This window comes from Streptomyces aurantiacus, from assembly GCF_001418335.1.
Lineage (GTDB): Bacteria > Actinomycetota > Actinomycetes > Streptomycetales > Streptomycetaceae > Streptomyces > Streptomyces aurantiacus.
On record NZ_LIPP01000212.1, the window covers coordinates 16,727 to 36,119 of the forward strand.

At 70.5% G+C, this 19,393-nt stretch carries 16 protein-coding genes and 1 pseudogene; 9 read left to right on the forward strand and 8 right to left on the reverse strand.

The genetic code is table 11. From position 1 onward, the window contains the following. Positions 1-8: 8 nt before the first annotated feature. The 6 genes from AOK01_RS26080 to AOK01_RS26105 all read right to left on the reverse strand — a co-directional run bounded on the left by AOK01_RS26080 (position 9) and on the right by AOK01_RS26105 (position 8,036). Positions 9-863 (reverse strand): carbohydrate ABC transporter permease, encoded by an 855-nt coding sequence (locus tag AOK01_RS26080; RefSeq protein WP_055515805.1) that lies wholly within the window; start codon positions 861-863, stop codon positions 9-11. After that, positions 860-1,822: a carbohydrate ABC transporter permease gene (locus AOK01_RS26085; protein ID WP_055515807.1), complete on the reverse strand. Its 963-nt coding sequence runs from the start codon at positions 1,820-1,822 to the stop codon at positions 860-862. The genes AOK01_RS26080 and AOK01_RS26085 overlap by 4 nt, the downstream gene beginning before the upstream one ends. 65 nt (positions 1,823-1,887) lie before the next feature. Further along, positions 1,888-3,153, reverse strand: coding sequence for an ABC transporter substrate-binding protein (locus AOK01_RS26090; protein WP_055515809.1), 1,266 nt, complete (start codon positions 3,151-3,153; stop codon positions 1,888-1,890). A 280-nt stretch (positions 3,154-3,433) separates the two neighbouring features. After that, the gene (locus AOK01_RS26095) at positions 3,434-4,717 is read right to left on the reverse strand and encodes an ROK family transcriptional regulator (RefSeq protein WP_055515811.1); all 1,284 of its coding nucleotides are present in this window, start codon (positions 4,715-4,717) and stop codon (positions 3,434-3,436) included. A 196-nt stretch (positions 4,718-4,913) separates the two neighbouring features. After that, on the reverse strand, positions 4,914-5,999 hold the full coding sequence (locus AOK01_RS26100; RefSeq protein ID WP_055515813.1) for a lipocalin family protein: 1,086 nt from the start codon (positions 5,997-5,999) through the stop codon (positions 4,914-4,916). 795 nt (positions 6,000-6,794) lie between these two features. Further along, positions 6,795-8,036, reverse strand: a complete 1,242-nt coding sequence (locus tag AOK01_RS26105; RefSeq protein WP_055515815.1) for a D-arabinono-1,4-lactone oxidase — start codon at positions 8,034-8,036, stop codon at positions 6,795-6,797. A 191-nt stretch (positions 8,037-8,227) separates the two neighbouring features. Here AOK01_RS26105 and AOK01_RS26110 point away from each other — a divergent pair, with 191 nt between their 5' ends. The 8 genes from AOK01_RS26110 to AOK01_RS26145 all read left to right on the forward strand — a co-directional run bounded on the left by AOK01_RS26110 (position 8,228) and on the right by AOK01_RS26145 (position 16,866). Next, entirely contained in the window at positions 8,228-9,574 is a 1,347-nt protein-coding gene (locus tag AOK01_RS26110; protein ID WP_055515816.1) for a radical SAM protein, read from the forward strand. Positions 9,575-9,605: 31 nt separating this feature from the next. Continuing rightward, positions 9,606-10,184: a TetR/AcrR family transcriptional regulator gene (locus AOK01_RS26115; protein WP_055515818.1), complete on the forward strand. Its 579-nt coding sequence runs from the start codon at positions 9,606-9,608 to the stop codon at positions 10,182-10,184. A gap of 55 nt (positions 10,185-10,239) precedes the next feature. Then, the gene (locus AOK01_RS26120; RefSeq protein ID WP_055515821.1) at positions 10,240-11,121 is read left to right on the forward strand and encodes an alpha/beta fold hydrolase; all 882 of its coding nucleotides are present in this window, start codon (positions 10,240-10,242) and stop codon (positions 11,119-11,121) included. Positions 11,122-11,318: 197 nt separating this feature from the next. Further along, complete coding sequence (locus AOK01_RS26125) at positions 11,319-12,839, forward strand: cellulose-binding domain-containing protein (RefSeq protein WP_055515823.1); 1,521 nt, start codon at positions 11,319-11,321, stop codon at positions 12,837-12,839. Between the two features lie 249 nt (positions 12,840-13,088). Beyond that, complete coding sequence (locus tag AOK01_RS42935) at positions 13,089-13,472, forward strand: molybdopterin cofactor-binding domain-containing protein (protein ID WP_245702419.1); 384 nt, start codon at positions 13,089-13,091, stop codon at positions 13,470-13,472. A 205-nt stretch (positions 13,473-13,677) separates the two neighbouring features. Further along, on the forward strand, positions 13,678-14,808 hold the full coding sequence (rsgA, locus tag AOK01_RS26135) for a ribosome small subunit-dependent GTPase A (RefSeq protein ID WP_055515827.1): 1,131 nt from the start codon (positions 13,678-13,680) through the stop codon (positions 14,806-14,808). 148 nt (positions 14,809-14,956) lie between these two features. Beyond that, entirely contained in the window at positions 14,957-16,351 is a 1,395-nt protein-coding gene (locus AOK01_RS26140; protein WP_055515835.1) for a DNA-3-methyladenine glycosylase 2 family protein, read from the forward strand. Positions 16,352-16,353: 2 nt separating this feature from the next. Continuing rightward, on the forward strand, positions 16,354-16,866 hold the full coding sequence (locus AOK01_RS26145) for a methylated-DNA--[protein]-cysteine S-methyltransferase (RefSeq protein ID WP_055515829.1): 513 nt from the start codon (positions 16,354-16,356) through the stop codon (positions 16,864-16,866). 49 nt (positions 16,867-16,915) lie between these two features. Here the strand turns inward: AOK01_RS26145 and AOK01_RS26150 are convergent, their stop codons facing one another. After that, positions 16,916-17,287, reverse strand: a complete 372-nt coding sequence (locus AOK01_RS26150; protein ID WP_055515831.1) for a PPOX class F420-dependent oxidoreductase — start codon at positions 17,285-17,287, stop codon at positions 16,916-16,918. 79 nt (positions 17,288-17,366) lie between these two features. After that, a complete protein-coding gene (locus tag AOK01_RS26155; protein ID WP_055515833.1) occupies positions 17,367-18,392 on the reverse strand; it encodes a helix-turn-helix transcriptional regulator in 1,026 nt (341 codons plus the stop codon). 287 nt (positions 18,393-18,679) lie between these two features. Between AOK01_RS26155 and AOK01_RS45380 the strand changes: the two are divergent. Further along, a pseudogene (locus AOK01_RS45380) lies at positions 18,680-19,393 on the forward strand (protein phosphatase 2C domain-containing protein); the annotation flags it as partial.

A 19,393-nucleotide genomic window follows, 5' to 3' on the forward strand; every position in this document is an offset into this window, starting at 1 on the left:
AGGTCGGGTCAGCCCTTGATGCCCGTCTGCGCGACCCCCTGCACCAGCCAGCGCTGGAGGAACAGGAACACGAGCACCAGGGGCAGGATCGAAACCGCGGTGGCCATGAAGATCAGATGGAAGTTGACGGTCTGGTTCGTCATGTAAGAGGAGAGCGCGACCTGCACGGTCCACGACTCCTGGTCCTGGCCGATGACCAGCGGCCACAGGAAGGCGTTCCAGCCGCTGATGAACGTGATGGTCGCGATCGCGGCGAAGAAGTTCAGCGAGTTGGGCACGACGACACGCCAGTACGCGCCCCAGTACCCGAGCCCGTCCACGCGCGCCGCCTCCTCCAGTTCTCTGGGGAACCCCAGGAAGTACTGCCGGAACAGGAAGCAGGTGAAACCACTGAACAGCCCCGGCACGATGAGACCTTGCAGACTCGACACCCAGCCGAGCGACGACACCAGCACGAAGCTCGGTACGAAGGTGACGGCGGCCGGCACCATCAGGGTCACCAGGACCGCGTAGAAGATCTTGTTCGCGTGCCGGTACGGGATACGGGCCAGGCCGTAGCCCGCGAGCGAGCAGACCAGCAGCGTGCCGACGGTGTGCAGGACCCCGACGACCGCCGAGTTCCACAGGGACCGGCCGAACGGCACCGTCGCGTCGTCGAACAGTTCGGTGACGTTGCCCCACTGGACGTCGGTGGGGAACCACTTCCAGTTCTCGCCGGTGATCTCGGCGTCCGTGGACAGGGCGTTGCGGACGATCAGATAGAAGGGGACGAGGAAGAGCAGGGCGCAGACGACGGTGGCGAAGTACAGGCCGGCGGAGCCGAGCACACCACGCCGGGCGCGGAGCGGTCTCACGGTCGTCATCTGGCGTCGTCCCCCTTTCCGAAGCCGAGGAACCTGCCCTGGAGCAGGGTCACCATGCAGATCAGCAGCGTCAGGATGACCGCGCCCGCACTGCCGGCGCCGTAGTCCTGGTCCTCGCCCAGCGCCGTGTAGTACAGCTCGACGAGCGGCGGGCGCCCCCAGGTCGACTTCGCCAGCAGGTTGAAGAACTCGTCGAACGCCTGGTACGCGGCCACGAGCAGCAGCAGGATCACGGCGGTCGACGTGGCCCGCAGCTGAGGCAGGGTGATGTGGCGGAAGGTCTGCCAGCCCGGCCTGGCACCGTCGATCGCGGCGGCCTCGTAGAGCACGGGCGGGATGTTCTGCAGCGCCGCCAGGAACAGGATCATGTAGAAGCCGGCCTGGAGCCACAGGCGGACGGTCACGATGACCAGCCAGTACCAGGGCGGGTTCGGGTCGGCCAGCCAGGCGGTGTTCTCGACGCCGAACCAGCCGAGGACGGTGTTCATCAGACCGAAGCGGACACCGCTGAAGATGGACATCTTCCAGATCAGCGAGGCGGCGACGAAGCTGCACGCCGTCGGCAGGAAGAAGACCGACCGGAAGAACGCCTTCAGGAAACGCAGCCGGTGCACCATCAGCGCCAGGCCCAGCGACAGCGCCCAGGTGACCGGCACGATGATCGCCGCGAAGACGGTGAACGTGACGAGTGAACCGGTGAAGTCGCCGCTCGTCAGCATCAGTTCGTAGTTGTCGAAGCCGATGAACTTGTCGGGGGTGACCGTGTAGCGCGCCTCGAAGAAACTGAGATAGGCGCTCCACCCGATGGGGATGTAGACGAAGATCACCAGGCCGGCGAGGAAAGGCCCCGTGAAGATCCAGAAGTTGAGCGTGCTGCTCCGTACCCGCCTTCGCCGCCCGGCCCTGGGGACCTCGGCCGGGGCGGGTCGAGTGGTGTCACGCGTCGTCGTGGTCGACATGTCGCTGCCCGCCTTTCCGCTCGCCTGCTCGTGCGCTCGTGCGCTCGTGCGCTCGTGCGCCGGCCCTATCCGAAGAGCTTCTTGAGTTCGCGGTTGACCTTGGCGTCCGCCGTGTCGAGGGCCTTCTCCGGGTCCGTGCCCTTGCGGACCGCGTTGGCGATCACTTCGTCGAGCGCCGTGATCATCGCCTGGGTCCAGGAGATGTTGTCGAAGCGCCCGTAGTCGGTGAAGAGCTTGACGCCCTCGGCGGGCAGCCCCGACTTGAGCTCGGTGGCGGACGCGGCGATCGACTGGCGCGGCGGGATGTGGAAGCCGTAACTGAGCGCCCAGTCCTCCTGGTACTTCTTCTGGTCGATCCACAGCCATTTCACGTACTCCTTGGCCAGGTCGACGTTCTTGCCCTTGGCGTTGACGAACATGGACCAACCGCCGTTGTAGACGGCTGGTTCGGCGCCGGAGGCCGCCGCGGGGAACGGGAAGATGCCGAGGTCGTCGCCGAGGGCCTTCTGCATCACGGGCATGGCCCACATGCCGCACCACTGGATCGCGGTGAGTCCCTGGACCAGGGCCGAGGGGTCCCAGTAGTCGGCGGGGGCGTCCAGGAGCAGATGGCCGCTCGTGAACATCTTGCGGTACACCTTCAGCGCCGCGGCCACGTCGTCGGTGTGGTACGCGATCTCGTTCTTGTCGTCGAGCTGGTCGGCGCCGGCCGCCCAGACCAGGGCGTAGTTCGTCGACACCATGTTGTTGCCGATGAACAGGCCCTTGACCTTGTCGGTGGTGAGCCTGCCGGCGGCCTCGGCCAGCTCGTCGAGGGTCTGGGGGACCCCCACGCCCGCCTTCTCCAGGATCGACTTGCGGTAGAAGAAGAACTGCGGGTCGTCGATCATGCGGACGCCGTAGACCTTGCCGTCGACCGTGTGGGACGTGATGTCCGCCGGGTTGAAGTCGTCCTTGACCGGGCCGAGGATGTCGTCCAGCGGCGCCACCTGCCCGCTCTTGATCAGCTGGAGCTGGGGGTGGAACTCGAAGACGTCAGGCGCGTTGTCGGTGAGCAGCGACGAGAACAGCTTGCTCTCGAAGTTGTTGCCGGTGATCCACTGAGTGGTCACGCGGGCCTTGTCGTAGGCCTTGGCGTACCGCTTGATCGCCTCCTGCGTACCGGCCTCGCCGTACGCGTGGAAGTACTGCACGAGGCCTTTGCCGGAACTGCCGCCGCCCTCACGGCCGGTGTTGCCGCCACAGGAGGCCAGCGGGCCGAGGGCGGCGAGGCCCGCGGCGGCTCGCAGTACGGAACGACGATCCCAGGTGCTGCTGCTCGGTGCCGACATGGTGACGTCCTTGTCTTGAGTACGGCTGCGGCTCGACTCGGTTCGACTCGGTTCGACTCGGTTCGACAACGCGGTGCGTGGGGATGGCACGGTGCGTGGGGATTCGCTGTGCGTGGGATTCGCGGTGCGGTGCGGGACGTTAACCTTCGGTCAATGCTTCGGCAAGGGGTTGGACGAAGCCCGCGTGAAGCGTTGTGAACCGTCCGGAATGCCGGACGCAAAGGTGTGCCGGCCATGCATCAATGGCGCGGAGGCCCCCCGCGGTTGCAGACGCACACGGTCATCGCGAGGGCGGTGCGGTACGGCTCCTCGCCGGGGCGGTGCGACGCGCGTCGGCGACCCTGCCGGCCGGGGCCTGGCCGGCCGCGGGCTTCACACCCACCGAACTGAGGGCGCCTTCCAGCGCGAACGTCGCCGCGCCCAGGCAGACCGGGTCCGTCGGAATGGGGGAGAGGACGATCTCGGTGCCGGCCAGCGGGCGCTTCAGCGCGTGCCGGGCCACGGCTTCGCGCACCTCGTGCAGCAGCGGCTCGCCGAGCGTGGCAGCGACCCAGCTGCTGAGCACGACCACCTCGGGGTTGAGGAGGTTCACCAGGTCGGCGACGGCGGCGCCGAGGTAGCGCGCGGTGTACCGCACCACCTCGACGGCCACCGGGTCCCGCGCGGCGACCGCGCGGGCGAGCGCGTCGATCGTGGCGGTCTGGTCCGCGGGGTGCAGCAGCGGGCTGTCGGGGCTCGACTCCCGCAGGTTCAGCATGATTCCGGGTGCCCCGACGTACGTCTCCACGCATCCGTGGTTGCCGCAGTGGCACGGCCGACCGTCCAGTACGAGGGTGGTGTGGCCCCACTCGCCGGCGCTGTTGCTGACGCCCCGGTGCAGGCCGCCGCCCAGGACGAGCCCGGCGCCGACACCCGTACCGAGGTTCACCACCACGGCGTGCCCGCGCCCGCGCGCGGCCCCGAACCACAACTCGGCGACGGCGCAGGCGCGCAGCGGATTGTCCAAGTACAGGGGGTACGCGATGTGTTCGGCGAGCAGGTCGAGGAGCGGCACGTCGTGCCAGTCCCAGTTCGGCGCGTACTCCGAGACGCCGGCCTCCCGGTCCACCTGCCCCGGCACGCTGACGCCGGCCCCGAGGACACGGGCGCCCTCGACCCCGGCCTGCGCGACCACCGAGCCGACGGCGGAGGCGACGTGCCCGACGACCTGCTCGGGGCGGATCTCACCGGGGCGCATGCCCTCGTCGGCGCGGGCCAGTACGTTCAGCGCGAGGTCGAACAGCTCGACCCGCACGTACGTCTCCGCGATGTCGACGCCGATCAGGGCGCCCCCCGACGTGTTGACGGCGACGAGTCCCCGCGGGCGGCCACCCGCGGAGTCCTCGAAGCCGACCTCGGTCAGCATGCCGAGATCGAGCAGCTCACCGACGAGCGTGGCGACCGTGGCGAGGCTCAGCCCGGTCGCGGCGGCCAACTCCTGCCGGGACGTGGGCGAGTGGGCGATGATCTGGCGCAGCACTCCGTAACGGTTCGCGGTACGGATGTCACGTGAAGTGCGCTTCACCTAACGTGCCCCCTCGATCCCGCCGGACCATGACAGAGCCAACACCCCCGGCGCGGCGCAAGGCTATGACCGCGACTGCCTTTCGACAAGCCCTTAGAAAATGGGCCTTACGAAGCCTGGAGGCCGTGCCCGGTCACGCGGAACGGGTGCCATCCCCACCTGGCTGTGGGGATGGCACCCGGTGCTGTGCCAGGGGTCAGGACTTCGGCTTCCAGTCGCCGATCATCTCGACGTAGTTCTTTCCGCTGACCTTCTTGCCTTCATAGGTGCCGGTGAAGGCGGCGGTGGCTTCGAGGCGGCCGTTCTCGCCCCGGGCCATTTCCTGATCGTTGGTGCCGGTCAGGGTGACGGTGAGGTGAGCCTTGAGCGCGGGGATGTTGACCCGCCAACGGGTCGGGTACTTGTTTCCGCTCACGGGGCTCGTCCAGAACCGGTCCGCACTGTTGGCAACCGGCTCGACCGCCACCACTTCGTGGGAGCCGTCGCGGTGCACGACGGTGGCCCAGGATTCCTCGTCCGTGTCGGTGAGGGTGTCCCAGATGGCCACGGCGTCACCGTTGGGCAGGTTGAGGTTCATCCATGTCCACTGCAGGCTCGGGTCGTCCGTGGTCGGTCCCCACTGACGGTCCAGCCAGGACTGGCCGGTCACTCGCTGGGCCTTGCCGTCTTCGAGGGTCAGGGTGCCGGTGGTCCGCATGTTCGGGAAGGCGTACTGGTAGTTGGTGGCGCCGAGGAGGGGGAACACTCCGTTGCCGCCGTAGTACAGGACGGGTGACTGTGCCTTGAGCGTGACATCGAGGGAGCCCCACGGCACGTCGAGCGACACCGACTGCTTCTCTGCGTTGCCGGTCCACTTCAGGCCGGGTGCCGAGATATCGAGGCCGGTGGTGCTCCAGTGGAAGTCCTCCTCGTCGACGCCGACCATGTAGTTCTTGTACCAGCCGGTGGTTACGTCGGTGACGGCGAACGACACCAGCCGTCCGAACCCGTTGGGGACCTTGTTGACGTGTACCAGCAGCCCTATGTCGTGGCCGCCGGCCTTCACCTCACTGGTGAAGTAGATGGAGTCGGCCCAGCGCGTCTCCGGCCCCACGGTGTGGGCTCCCAGATCCGCGTTCGGGTCGACCATTGTCGGAACCCCGTTGTCCGTAGCAGTGGTGGCCGGCCTGGCGCGGGGCGCCTCGTCGGCCGCTTGGGCACCGGTCGGCACGATGGTCAAGGCGAACAGGACTGCCAGTAGGGCGACGGCGGCGCCCAGCTTGGTACCAATGATCCTCTGCAACGAAACCTCCGAAGGTGATCGGTTTTCACGACTATGTGTCGTGAAAACTGTGTGGGGTGGAACAGGCGTCGAGCAGGTATGCGGAATGGTTCGGCGGCAGACGGCAGACGGCAGACGGCAGACGGCAGACGGAAGGCCGGGCGCGCCTTGACCATGACTGGCCGGAGTGGGCGATGTTCAGGCAGGAGTCGGCTGAACGTGAGCCGTCGGATGCCGCGTGCCGGCCCGACGGTAAGCAGCGTGTCGTCGTTGTCGTGTCCGGTCCGGGTTGCCGCCGAAAGCGCGGTCAACTCCCAAGGACGTAGTGCGGCGAGCCCGGCCTGCTGTACGGCGATGCAGCCTGGGCAATCAGATGGACATTCCTACACTCGCCGGCCTGCGGGCCACTGCATCGATGCCGCTCCCTGCCGGGCGGTGGCTCCGGTTCCGGGAAGTCGGCGCAGACGGGTGGTAACTCCGGGGCGGTGACCGTGGCAGCGCGCACCTAGCTCTCCTTAACGCTGTTCAATGGATAGCTCCAGAGTCACTTAACAGCGTTAAATTGTCAAGCGCGGGCTGCAGGAAACGGCGGGTCTCTCCGCGACGACGTCCCCGACGCGGGCGGCCTAGTTCGCTGAGGGCGCGTCAGGGGACGTCTTGGCGGACCGCCGGACCGCCGGACCGCCGCTCCAACGCATGGCGTAGCCGGCGGTAGTGGGCTTTTCAGGGGCGCGGGGAACTGCGCGACCAGCCCCCACTCACCCGCACCCGCGTAGCGCCCCGCACCCGCATGCCGAGCGCCGAGCGAACCCACCGTTACCCAAGCACCTCGCTCACGAACGAGTTACGGAACGTACCCCTCGGGTCGAGCCCCTCCGCGAGCGTCTTGAAGTCCCCCATCCGCGGATACCGTTCCCGCACAGCAGCCGCGGACACCGCGAACACCTTCCCCCAGTGAGGCCGCGGAGCGAACGGCGCGAGCGCCTCCTCCAGCCGCCGCACCACGGGCAGTACGACCGCCGTGTCCTCGACCCAGGTGAAGTGGAGCGCCACGGTGTCCCGCCCGTACGCGGGGCTCAGCCACTGACTGTCCGCGGCGACCGTACGCACCTCGCAGATCTGCAGCACCGGCGCGACCGTCTCACGGATCGCGTCGACCGCGTGCAGCGCGTCGGTGGCGTACGAGCGCGGGAGCAGGTACTCCGACTGGAGCTCGGAGCCGCTGCTCGGCGTGAACTCGGGCCGGAAGTGCGGCAGCCGCTCGTGCCAGGGGCCCGGCACCCCGAACTGCTGGGTGCAGTTCACGGCGGGCATCCCCGGCACCGGGTGCATCGCCTCGGCGGAGGGCTCGGCCCACGGGAAGCCGTCCCACGGCACGTCGGTACGCCGCTTCACCCACGCCTGCACGAACCCCGACCGCCGCCAGTCGGTGAACAGGCTCACGCTGTACGCCGATGCCGACACCGTCTCGAAGTCCAGCCCGGCAAGCGGCAGTTCGCGGAACACATGCTGGGCGACCTCGAAGTCGGGCGCCAGGTCGAGGGTGAGCGCGGTGACGACACCGAGTGCGCCGAGCGAGGTCACGGCCCCGTCGAAGCGGGGGTCGTCGCGGCCGATCGTCAGGTCCGACCCGTCGGCGAGGACCAGCTCGACCTCGCGTACGGGGGACGCCAGCGAGCCGTTCGTGTTCCCCGAGCCGTGCGTGCCGGTCGCCACCGAACCCGCCACCGAGATGTGCGGCAACGACGCCATGTTGGGCAGCGCGAAACCCTGCCCGTGCACCGCCCGCGCCAGCTCCGCGTAGCGCACTCCGCCCGCCACCCGGACCGTACGGGCCGCGGTGTCCACCTCGATCGACGGCGGCAGCGCGGTCAGCGAGAGCAGCACGCCCTCGGGGCCCGGGTCGGCGATCAGGTTGAACGAGTGTCCGCTGCCGAGCACCCGCACCCGCTCACTCCCCGCGACCAGGGCCCGGAGCGCGTCGAGCGAGCGCGGGCGCTGCAGCTCCTTGGCGGAGTACGTGATGTTCCCCGCCCAGTTCGTCAGGGCCTCAGCCATCGGTTGTCGTCCTTCCCGGAAGTTCCGTGGCCAGGGAGCCGGCCACGGCTGGAACCTACCCCGCCCGTACCCCGGGAAGGAGGCCGGGCAGTGAGCGATCGACCACAGCGGACCCACCCGGCAGGGGCCCTCCGGAAGGCGGGGCATACCGTGAGGAGTCGAGCACAGCCGCCGGGAGCGAGGAGGACGGGATGGGCAGCCGAACCGCGTTGGTCGAGGATCTGATGGAAAGGTTCCCGCACGTACCGCGAGAGGCCGTCTTCAAGGAGGACCTCCTCCGTGGAGGCGTGGCCTTCGACGACACCGCGCTCAGCGACAACGAGGGCGGGGACGTCAAACCGAAGTCCTACTTCATCTTCTCCTTCGACCACGGCACCCTGCCCGAGCTCGGCGAGGCCGCCCTGCGTCGGCCGCCCGAGGAGATCATCCTCACCGGTGGCCCGTACGACCTGCGGCGGACCGTCGTGTCCGTACGCGTCAACCCGGCCTCGCCGTACCGGGTCGCCGCGGGCGCGGACGGCCTGCTCGGGCTGTACCTCGAAGGGAAGCGGATCTCGGACGTCGGGGTGCCGCCGATGCCGGAGTACTACCGGCACAAGCTCTCCAACGGGAAGTCCGTCATGGAGGTGGCCCCGACGATCCAGTGGGGCTATCTCGTCTACCTCACGGTCTTCCGCGTCTGCCAGTACTTCGGCGCCAAGGAGGAGTGCCAGTACTGCGACATCAACCACAACTGGCGCCAGCAGAAGGCGGCGGGCCGGCCGTACACCGGGGTCAAGGACGTCGACGAGGTCCTGGAGGCGCTGGAGATCATCGACCGGTACGACACGGCGAAGGTGTCCACCGCGTACACGCTGACCGGCGGCGCGATCACCACCAAGCTCCAGGGCCGCGACGAGGCCGACTTCTACGGGATGTACGCCAAGGCCATCGAGGAGCACTTCCCGGGACGGTGGATCGGCAAGGTCGTCGCCCAGGCGCTGCCCCGCGACGACGTACAGCGCTTCAAGGACTACGGCGTGCAGATCTACCACCCCAACTACGAGGTGTGGGACGAGTACCTGTTCAAGATGTTCTGCCCCGGCAAGGAGCGCTACGTGGGCCGCGACGAGTGGCACAAGCGCATCCTCGACTCCGCGGAGGTCTTCGGCGCGCGCAACGTCATCCCCAACTTCGTCGCCGGTGTGGAGATGGCCGAGCCCTTCGGGTTCACGACGGTCGACGAGGCGATCGCGTCCACGACGGAGGGGCTGCGGTTCTTCATGTCGCAGGGCATCACGCCCCGCTTCACCACATGGTGCCCCGAGCCGACGACACCGCTGGGCAAGGCCAACCCGCAGGGCGCGCCGCTGGAGTACCACATCCGGCTGCTGGAGGCCTATCGGTCGACGATGGAGGACTTCGGGCTCTCCTCACCGCCCGGATACGGCCCGCCAGGACCGGGGAACGCGGTGTTCTCGGTGAGCTCGTTCATGGACAGCCTCCCGGCGAACGAGACACCGGCGGCGGAAGTGGGCACGGGTACGCCGGTTTCTTGAGCGAGCGATCCAGATACGTTACGGTGGGGCCGTGGCGAGGACGCGGGCATTCGATACCGAGGCGGCGGTGAGCCGCGCCATGGACCTGTTCTGGATGCGCGGCTACGAGGCCACTTCGGTGCGCGACCTGACCCAGCGGCTGGGGATCGGGCAGGGGTCCCTGTACGCCGCGTTCGGCGACAAGGAGGGCCTGTACCGGGCCGCGCTGGAGCACTACCGCACCACCCTCGCGGCGGACGCCCTGCGCAGCCTGGATGAGGGGGCGGACGCCCGGTCGGCGATCCGTACGATGCTGGTCGGGCGGGTCCGGATCGCCGTGGAGGACGGCGGCCGGGGCTGCCTGGCCGTCAACGCCGTCTGTGAGCGGCTGCCGCAGGACGCGTCGGTCCGGCGCACCGTGCGCGACATGCAGGACGCCAGCCGGGACGCGCTCGCCGAGGTGCTGCGGGTCGCGGCGGAGCGGGGCGAGATCGCGGCGCGGCACGACCCGCACACCCAGGCCGCCTTCCTCGTCACGTTCCTGAACGGGCTGCTGGTCACCTCGAAGATCACCCCGGACGCCCACGCCCTCGAATCCCTCGTGGAGGTCGCCCTGTCCACCCTCGACTGATTTTTTCATGCCCGCATACTGTATCGAGCGATCCAGAAAGAGAGGCCGGAAGCGCATGATGTCCGACCATGACGGCACGCCCGTCCGCACGGGCCGAGCCGCCGTCAACGGAACGAGCCTGCACTACCGCACGGCCGGGTCCGGCCCCGCGATGGTGCTCCTGCACGGCGTGCCGAAGACCGGCTACCACTGGCGCCACCTCGTCCCGAGGCTCACCCCGCACCACACCGTCGTCGTGCCGGACCTGCGTGGTCTCGGCGACTCGGCCCGCCCGGCGGACGGCTACGACTCCGAGACGATGAGCGACGACATCGCCGAGCTGATGACCCGGCTCGGACATGAGACGTACGCCGTGGTGGGCGAGGACTGGGGAGCGGTGATCGGCTACCAGCTCGCCGCCCGTCACCGCGACCACGTCACGGCACTCGTGTTCGCCGAGGCGCTGTTCCCCGGGTTCGGCTTCGAGGACCACAACGCCCTCACCCCCGAGAACGTCTCCAGCGGCATGCACCTGTGGCATCTGGGCTTCTACTTCCAGCCGGACATACCCGAGATGCTGATCGCCGGGCACGAACGCGAGCTGATCACCTACATGATCAAGAACGAGCGCAGCCACCCCGACACCGCCACTCCCGACGCGCTCGACGAGTACGTACGCTGCTACTCCATGCCCGGCGGCATCCGCGCGATGCTCGCGATCTACCGGGCCATACTCGTCGACGCCGAACAGAACCGACGGGCCGCCCGGAAGAAACTGGACGTCCCGGTGCTGGCGCTCGGCGGCTCCGCGTTCATCGGCGACCGCAACGAGTCCCAGATGCGCCTCATGGCCCACGACGTCACCGGACACGTCTTCGACGCCGGCCACGACCTGGCGGAGGAAGTGCCCGACGAGATGGCCGACGTCGTCCTTCCGTTCCTGGCGACGAGCAAGTAGTCCCCGGTAGGGGTGGCTTGGGCAGGGCACTTTCCGTGCCCTGCCCACTCACGCCCGGTAACCGGATCTGGGAGTGTGGCTTGTCAGTTGTGCAGAGATCGTGGAAAACTCGGCCCGTCGCGAGACGTCCCCCTCAACTCCCGTATTGAACAGGTGAGTTGACTCCCCTTTTGTGGATGCAGGTGAAGTCCCCACCCATGCCAGACCTGCCGACCCCTCAGGACGCCGCCGAGGCGACACTGTTCTCCGAGTGCTGGGACGCGGTTCTTTCCTACGCCGACCTCTGCACCGGCGGTTCCGCCGACGCCCGCCCGCTGGCCTCCGAGGCCTTCTCCCGCGGCATACGCGAAGCGCGTGCCGCGGAGGCCGAGACCGGCCGCAAGAGCTTCGGGCGCCGGGCGCGTACGCCCCTGCTGCCCCGGATACCGCTCCTCCTGACCGCCGTACGCCACACGACCGCCGCCTGGGAGGCCCAGGGCCAGGGCGGTCGCCTCGACCCCGACCTGCGGCTGTGGCTCAACTCCGAGAACGCCGAACGCTTCACGGGGCCGCCCCTCGACCGGCCGCTGGCCCTGCGCGGGCTGCGGGACATGCAGGAACCGGACGCCGCGCTGCTCTGGCTGGCCGAGGTCGAGGCCATCCCGACGGCCGCGGTGGCCCGCCGGCTCGGCCTCGATCCGGCAGGCGTCGTCGAGGAACTGCAGCAGGTGCGCGGGGTGTTCCGGGACCGCTGCCACCGCAATCACCTCGACACCCCGCTCTCCGAGGAGTGCCGCAGCTACGCACGGCTGCTCGACGCGGTCACCCGGTCGCCCGCCGCCGACGTACCGGACGACCTGTCGCGGCACCTGGCGCGCTGTGTCCGGTGCGCGGAGGCCGCCGCCTGCCTCAAGCACTCCGGCGGCGGGCTGCCCGCCGCGCTCGCGGGCGGGGTGATCGGCTGGGGCGGGCTCGCCTATCTCGAACGGCGGCGCAGAGCAGTCGAGTCGGGGCTCAGCCGCGGTGCCTCCGACGACGCGGACGAACCGGGCGGCTGGGCGAAGGAGGGCGACGGCCGAGCCAGGATCGGGCGCGCCGGGCTGCTGGCCGTGGCCGCCGGGGTCTCGCTCCTGGCGCTCGTCGTCACGCTGGTGCCCTTCGGCTCGGACGCCGGCTCCGACGCCGCCGCGGAGTCGGCGGGACGACAGCCCGTGGGGGAGCAGGTGCCGTCGTTCGACGCCCTGCCATCGGGGTCCGGCTCCGGATCGGTGGGCGAGGCGACGTCGTCCACCTCGTCCCCCCGGACGCCGAAGTCCAGTGCCGGTACGGGTACGGGTCCGGGGTCGGAGAAGGAGGCCCAGGGGGACTCCTCGTCCTCCGCCGAGCAGGGCGGCGTCGCCACCCCCGATCCCAGCGAGCCCGCCGTCTGCCACGCCAGGTACGAGCTGAGCAACGAGTGGCCGGACGGGTTCCAGGCCACCGTCACCGTCAGGTCCGACTACGCCCTCGACACCTGGCGCGTCGGCTGGACCTTCCGCGACGGGCAGAAGGTGACCCAGATGTGGGACGGCGGCTTCGACCAGGACGGCTCGCGCGTCACCGCGAGCGCCGCCGACTACAACAAGTCCGTCGCCGCGGGCGGTTCGCTCGCGGTGGGCTTCCTCGCCTCGTGGCGCGACGAGAACTCCACGCCGGTCGACTTCACGCTGAACGGACGCAGCTGCACGCACTCCAGCTGAGGGGTACGGGTGGGGTGCACGGCCTGGCGTAGCGGCTTGAGGCGTACCGGCCTCAGGCTCGTGAGAGGGCGGCCGTCGCGGACCCCCGTGCCCGGCGGGCGTCCCAACTGCGCGGCGTCCCAACCTATGACCGACAGGTCCTGGTTGTCGTCGGACCCGGTGGCCAGAGTGGGAGCAGCAGCTGAGCGGGTCGGCCGAGCCGACGGTTTCGGCGCGATCCCATTCGGCGCCCGATCCCGGGAAGAATCGATGAGCCCAAGTGATGACGCGGACGACAGTCGGTCGGGTGTGGAGCTGCTCGCCACGGTCGGGGTGCGTACCGTCGAGGCCACCGCGTCGGCCGCGCCCGGCCCCGAAGCCGACCAGTACGAGTTCCACAGCTTCGGCGCCCACTTCTGCGAGGTCAGGGTCAACCGCTACACCGGTGAGCCCCGCGTCACCCGCTTCACCACGGTCGTGGACGTCGGCCGTGTCGTGGACGCCCAGGCGACCCGCAGCCAACTCGTCGGCGGTGTCATCACGCCACCGGAATCCGGGTGCACGACCTGCCCATCACCCTCGACAAGCTGCTGTGAGCGGGCAAGGGGGAGGCCGCCGGAAAATGGCTGGCCCTCGGTGGCAGTCGCAGGCTAGGTTTCTGTCCGTCCCCCGGTGGCCGCTCGGCCACCGTTGCCGGCCGAGTGAGTGCAGGAGGTGTGACTGATGGCTGTCGTCGAGATGGGCGCTGCCCGCATCCGGAAGTTCGTCAAGTCCACCTCTGTGGCCTCCGGCTGACCTGTCTGCTTCTTCCGCGCCGGTGAGCGCGGCGCCGGGGCCACCCTTGTGAAGGGTCACCCCCTTGTCTCTCTCTTCTTTCCAGGGTTCGTCGTTCCCTGGTTCCTCTCCCTCGCATCCGCTCGCGCCGTACGGCTGGGACGCGGACCGGGAAGCCGAGTTCGCCCCGTTCGCCGGGCAGGGTCTGCTGCCCGGCCGCGTCGTACGGGTCGACCGCGGCCTGTGTGATGTCGTCACCCCGGCCGGCCTGGTCCGTGCCGACACCGAGTTCGTCGTTCCCCGTGACCCGATGAAGGTCGTGTGCACGGGGGACTGGGTCGCCGTCGACCCCGAAGGAAGCGATCCGCGGTACGTGCGGACGCTGCTGTCGCGTCGCACCGCGTTCGTGCGCTCGACGTCGTCGAAGCGTTCCGAGGGCCAGGTGCTGGCCACGAACGTCGATCACGTCGTCATCTGTGTGTCGCTCGCGGTCGAACTGGACCTCGGCCGGATCGAGCGGTTCCTGGCCCTGGCCTGGGAGTCCGGGGCCCAGCCGCTGGTCGTGCTGACCAAGGCCGACCTCGTCCCGGACCCGGCGGGCCTGGCCCATCTCGTGCAGGACGTGGAGACCGCGGCGCCCGGCGTACAGGTGCTGCCGGTCAGCGCCACCGACGGGGACGGCCTCGACATGCTCGGCGCCGTCGTGTCCGGCGGGACGTCCGTGCTGCTCGGGCAGTCCGGAGCGGGCAAGTCGACGCTCGCGAACGCGCTGCTCGGGGACGACGTGATGGCGGTCCACGCCGCCCGTGACGTCGACGGCAAGGGCCGGCACACGACGACGACCCGGAACCTGCTCGTGCTGCCGGGCGGCGGCGTACTGATCGACACACCCGGCCTGCGCGGTGTCGGGCTCTTCGACGCGGGCAGTGGCGTCGGACAGGCGTTCTCGGAGATCGAGGAACTCGCCCAGGACTGCCGCTTCCAGGACTGCGCGCACGTCGCCGAACCGGGATGCGCGGTGCTGGCCGCGCTGGACTCCGGGGTACTGCCCGAACGGCGGCTCGAAAGCTACCGCAAGCTCCTGCGCGAGAACCAGCGGATCGTGGCCAAGACCGACGTACGCGTCCGCAACGAACTGCGGCGGGAGTGGAAGCGCCGGGGAGCCCAGGGCCGGGCCGCGATGGAGGCCAAGCGCGGGCCCCGGTACCGGGGCTGAGCCCGCTCCGTGTGGGGGCGGGACCACCGGCCGACCGGCCGGTCCCGGTCCCGCCCCCACACGGTGGGAAAGTGCCCGGAAGCGGCGGCAACGCCGCGTCCGAAATCCGCCAGCCCGCCGGTCGGCGGCAGCGCAGACTGGAGGGGTGATTGACGAAGAGACCGGATACGGAGCCGTAAGCAGCCGGGACGCCCGGTTCGACGGGGCGTTCTTCTTCGCCGTGCGGACGACGGGGATCTACTGCCGGCCGAGCTGCCCCGCGGTGACGCCGAAACGGGAGAACGTGCGGTACTACGCCACGGCGGCGGCCGCGCAGGGCTCGGGGTTCCGGGCGTGCCGCAGGTGCCGCCCGGACGCCGCGCCCGGGTCCGCCGAGTGGGACGTACGCGCCGACGTCGTGGGGCGCGCGATGCGCATGATCGGCGACGGCGTCGTGGACCGCGAGGGCGTCGCCGGGCTCGCCGGCCGGCTCGGCTACAGCGCCCGCCAGGTCCAGCGGCAGCTCACCGCGGAACTGGGCGCGGGGCCGGTCGCCCTGGCACGCGCCCAGCGGGCCCACACCGCACGGGTGCTGCTGCAGACCACGGAACTGCCGGTCACCGAGATCGCGTTCGCGGCCGGATTCGCGAGCGTGCGGCAGTTCAACGACACGATCAGGACGGTGTACGCGGCCACCCCGACCGGCCTGCGCGCCACCGCCAACCGCGGCGGGACACGTTCCTCCGCCGCCCCCTCCGGCACTCCCTCCGCGGGAGTCCCGCTGCGCCTCGCCCACCGGGGCCCGTACCAGGCCGCCGCCGTCTTCGACCTGCTGAGCGACGAGGCCGTCCCGGGCATCGAGGAGGTGACGGGCGCCCCCGGGTCCCGTACCTACCGCCGGACCCTGCGACTGCCGTACGGGACGGGGATCGTCGCCGTCGGGGAGCGGCTGTCGGACGCGTCCGCGCACCGCAGCGGCTGGCTCGACGCCCGGCTGCACCTCACCGACCTGCGGGACCTCACCACCGCCGTACAGCGGCTGCGCCGCCTCTTCGACCTCGACGCCGATCCGTACGCGGTGGACGAGCGACTGGGCGCGGACCCGCGGCTGGCGCCGCTGGTGGCGGCCAGACCTGGGCTGCGGTCACCCGGAGCCGCCGATCCGGAGGAGCTGGCCATGCGCGCGCTCGTCGGACCGCACGAGGCCGAGCGGCTCGTGCGGACGTACGGGAAGGTGCTGGACTCGCCCTGCGGGACGCTCACGCACGTCTTTCCCGAGCCGGCCGCTCTCGCGGAGACCGGCGGCACGACGGGCGCCCTCGCCGCGGCCCTCGCGGACGGCAGCCTGCGGCTCGACCCGGGAGCCGACCGCGAGGCGGCGCGGACCGCGCTGCTCGCCCTGCCCGGCCTGGACGCACGCGTCGTGGCCGTCATCCATACCCGTGCACTCGGCGACCCCGATGTGGCCCCGCCCGGTGCACCAGTTCCCGACGCCTGGCGTCCGTGGCGTTCCTACGCGCTGCGGCACCTGGCGGCGGCTCAGCCGGAAGGCGAAGACAAGTGACCATGTACGCCAAGCACTCGACCACGTACTCCAAGCACTCCACGTACTACACCTCCCTCGACAGCCCCGTCGGTGAACTCCTGCTCACCGCCGACGAGTCCGGAGCGCTCAGCTCCCTGTCCGTGCCCGGCCAGAAGGGCGGACGCACGGTCGGGCCCGACTGGCGGCGCGCGCCGGAACTCTTCAAGGAGGCCGAGCGGCAGCTCGCCGCCTACTTCGCCCACGAACTCAAGGAGTTCCAGCTGGAGACGAGGACGAGCGGCACCGAGTTCCGGGAGAAGGTCTGGAGCGCCATCGACTCCGTCCCGTACGGCACGACCACCACGTACGGCGAGATCGCCGCACGGGTCGGTGCCTCGCGAGTCGCCGTGCGGGCCGTCGGCGGCGCGATCGGCGCCAACCCGCTGCTGATCGTCCGCCCGTGCCATCGCGTGATCGGCGCCGACGGTTCCCTCACCGGGTACGCGGGCGGACTGGAACGCAAGGTTCAGCTCCTCGCCCTCGAAGGCCGCTGAGGCCGCGTCAACGTCGCCTCGCGCTCCGTGCGACTGCTTCTCCGCTCCTCTACTCCTCCTCCAGGCCCCAACTGTGGATGCGTCGGGGATGGACGCGGATCAGCTCCTCACTGAAGTGCGGGCCCAACTCGTGCGGCCCGGTGAGGAGTTCGGCGTCCCCGCGGATGTCCACACCGCGTACCTTCCAGGGCCGGACGCTGACGATGTCGTCGATCACGAGGGCGACCTTCGGGTTCTTCTGGAGGTTGCGCCACTTCTTGGTGGTTCCCATGGCGTAGCCGCCGATGAGGATCGTTCCGTCGTCCTGCGGGTAGAAGCCGACGGGGTTCGCCTGCGGCTGGCCGTGCTGGTCGACGGTGGCGAGGCGGCCCAGTCGCTGGGACTTCAGGTACGCCCGTTCGGCTTCACTGAATTCGGTCATGCCAGCAGCCAAACACGGTTGCCCCGTTCTCCGCACCGGATCACCGGCCGCGGGTCAGTACCGGATCACCGACCGCAGGTCAGTCCTTGGGGCCCCGGGCCACCCAGCCCTTCTCGTACGTGTGCCAGCCGAGCTGGAGCCGCGTCGTCACGCCCGTCAGCTCCATCAGCCGCTTCACCCGGCGCTGTACGGTCCGAAGTCCCAGGTCGAGCTGTTTGGCGACGCTCGCGTCGGTCAGCCCGGCGAGGAGCAGGGAGAGGATCTCCAGATCGGTGCCGTCAGGCCCGTCCCGCTCCTCCTCGACGACTGTTCCGGGCGTACCGAGTGTTCCGGGCGTACCGAGGCGCAGCGGCAGTGCGGCCCGCCACACCGACTCGAACAGGCCCGACAGTGATTCGAGCAGACCGCTCGCGTGGACGACGAGAGCGGCGGGCTCCAAGGTCCCCGAGGTCAGCGGCACCATGGCGAGGGCCTGGTCCACGATCACGAGCTTCGTCGGCACCGTGTCCACGACCCGTACCCGCTCGTCACGGCCGAGCGCCGCGGACAGTTCGGCGATGCCGCCCGGCAGGTGCAGGACCGAGCGCTCGACGACCACGCGGTAACGGACCCCCCGGTCGGCGGCCTGCTCCTCCGCGTCGTTGTCCGCCCCTGAGACGACGTCGGGACTGCCGGTGACCAGGGCGCACACCTCGTCGCTCGCACCGAGCTGCAGCTGGAGAAACCGCTGGGCGACGGCGGCGGCGCCGGTCACCACCTCCACCAAATCGTGCGCGGCGGGCTCGGTGGCCTGCGCGCGGTACTCCTCGGCGAGCAGCGCGGCCGTCAGCTCCGCCTGGTCCAGCTCGTGGCGCCGCTGGGTGAGCAGCGCGCCGAGCGCGACACCGGGCGGCGCGGCGACCCAGCGGCCGGGCCGCGCCGACGACTGGGCCGCGAGCCCGTGCCGCTCCAGCCCGCGCAGCGCGCGCTCCGTGTCGTGCTCGCCCAGCGTGAGCCGCCGCGCGAGATCGGGCACGTCGGCGGCGCCCACCGTCACCAGTGCCCGGTACGCGGACTCGTGTGTGTCGTCCAGCCCCAGTACGGCCAGACCTGTCGCTCCCAGCATGCGGCGACGCCCCTCCCCGAAGACCGGCCGTGGCGGAAAACGGCCACGGCGTAAATCCGCCTCGGCACATCATCGCCGTACCGTCCTGGTCTCTGCCAAGGTGGCGCGGGTGTGCGGCCACACCGACGCCGCCGGGCGGTTCTCCCGTGGGGGGTGGGACTGCCCGGCGGTCCCGGGGCGCGGCCCGGGACCCGTCGCTGCCCGTCGCTGCCCGCCCCTCGGACACTCCGGCCGGTTTTTGCCGATGCACCGTTTTCATCCGGCCTCCGCGGTGGACAATTATGGGCATGAGCCAGCAGGGGGAGAGGCCGACCGGTCAGCAGGACGACTGGTGGGGACAGCTGTACGACGACTCCACGGAGGACACCGGGCCCGCGCCCGCGTCGGACTCCCTCGACGACCGGTTCGCCTCGGCGACAGACACCCTGGGTACGCCGCCGGCCGCGGGACCGGCCGTCCCGCCGCCCCGTCAAGGGCGCGGGGAACCGCGCGACCGGCCCCCGCGATCCGCACCCGGTGCACGACCCGGCGGGGCACCCACCGATGACGGGTCCGCGGCCGACGGGTCCGCGGCCGACAGGTCCGTGTCCGACGAGTCCGTGGCCGACGGGTCCGTGGTCGACGGGTCCACGGAGGCGGTGCCCCCGCCCTGGTGGCCCCCGAGCGGGCCGGCGGCGCGGAAGCGGACCCCGGGCGGCACCCCGAACGACCCTCCGGGGGACGACAACGCGGCGGCCGACGGTCCGGCCGCCGGCGAGGCCTCGACTTCGACTTCGGCCTCGACCGGTGGATTCGGCGGCGCGGCGCCCGGAGCGGGGTGGGCGGCCCACGGGCCGTGGACACCCGACCCGCACGGGGCCGCTTCGGGTGAGCCGGACCGCCCCGGCGGACGAGCCCCCTGGTCCGCCGGAGGACCGGAGCCCGACCCGCTACGGCGCAGCGGACTCCGACGGCAGCGGGCTCCCTGGGAACCCCCACCCGTCGAGCCGCCGCCCGTCGAG

What these genes read in the sequence shown, in the direction of transcription:
- AOK01_RS26080 (WP_055515805.1), bottom strand. Translation starts at nt 863, where the DNA reads ATGACGACCGTGAGACCGCTCCGCGCCCGGCGTGGTGTGCTCGGCTCC.
- AOK01_RS26085 (WP_055515807.1), bottom strand. Translation starts at nt 1,822, where the DNA reads ATGTCGACCACGACGACGCGTGACACCACTCGACCCGCCCCGGCCGAG.
- AOK01_RS26090 (WP_055515809.1), bottom strand. Translation starts at nt 3,153, where the DNA reads ATGTCGGCACCGAGCAGCAGCACCTGGGATCGTCGTTCCGTACTGCGA.
- AOK01_RS26105 (WP_055515815.1), bottom strand. Translation starts at nt 8,036, where the DNA reads ATGGCTGAGGCCCTGACGAACTGGGCGGGGAACATCACGTACTCCGCC.
- AOK01_RS26110 (WP_055515816.1), top strand. Translation starts at nt 8,228, where the DNA reads ATGGGCAGCCGAACCGCGTTGGTCGAGGATCTGATGGAAAGGTTCCCG.
- AOK01_RS26120 (WP_055515821.1), top strand. Translation starts at nt 10,240, where the DNA reads ATGATGTCCGACCATGACGGCACGCCCGTCCGCACGGGCCGAGCCGCC.
- AOK01_RS26125 (WP_055515823.1), top strand. Translation starts at nt 11,319, where the DNA reads ATGCCAGACCTGCCGACCCCTCAGGACGCCGCCGAGGCGACACTGTTC.
- AOK01_RS42935 (WP_245702419.1), top strand. Translation starts at nt 13,089, where the DNA reads ATGAGCCCAAGTGATGACGCGGACGACAGTCGGTCGGGTGTGGAGCTG.
- AOK01_RS26145 (WP_055515829.1), top strand. Translation starts at nt 16,354, where the DNA reads ATGTACGCCAAGCACTCGACCACGTACTCCAAGCACTCCACGTACTAC.
- AOK01_RS26150 (WP_055515831.1), bottom strand. Translation starts at nt 17,287, where the DNA reads ATGACCGAATTCAGTGAAGCCGAACGGGCGTACCTGAAGTCCCAGCGA.
- AOK01_RS26155 (WP_055515833.1), bottom strand. Translation starts at nt 18,392, where the DNA reads ATGCTGGGAGCGACAGGTCTGGCCGTACTGGGGCTGGACGACACACAC.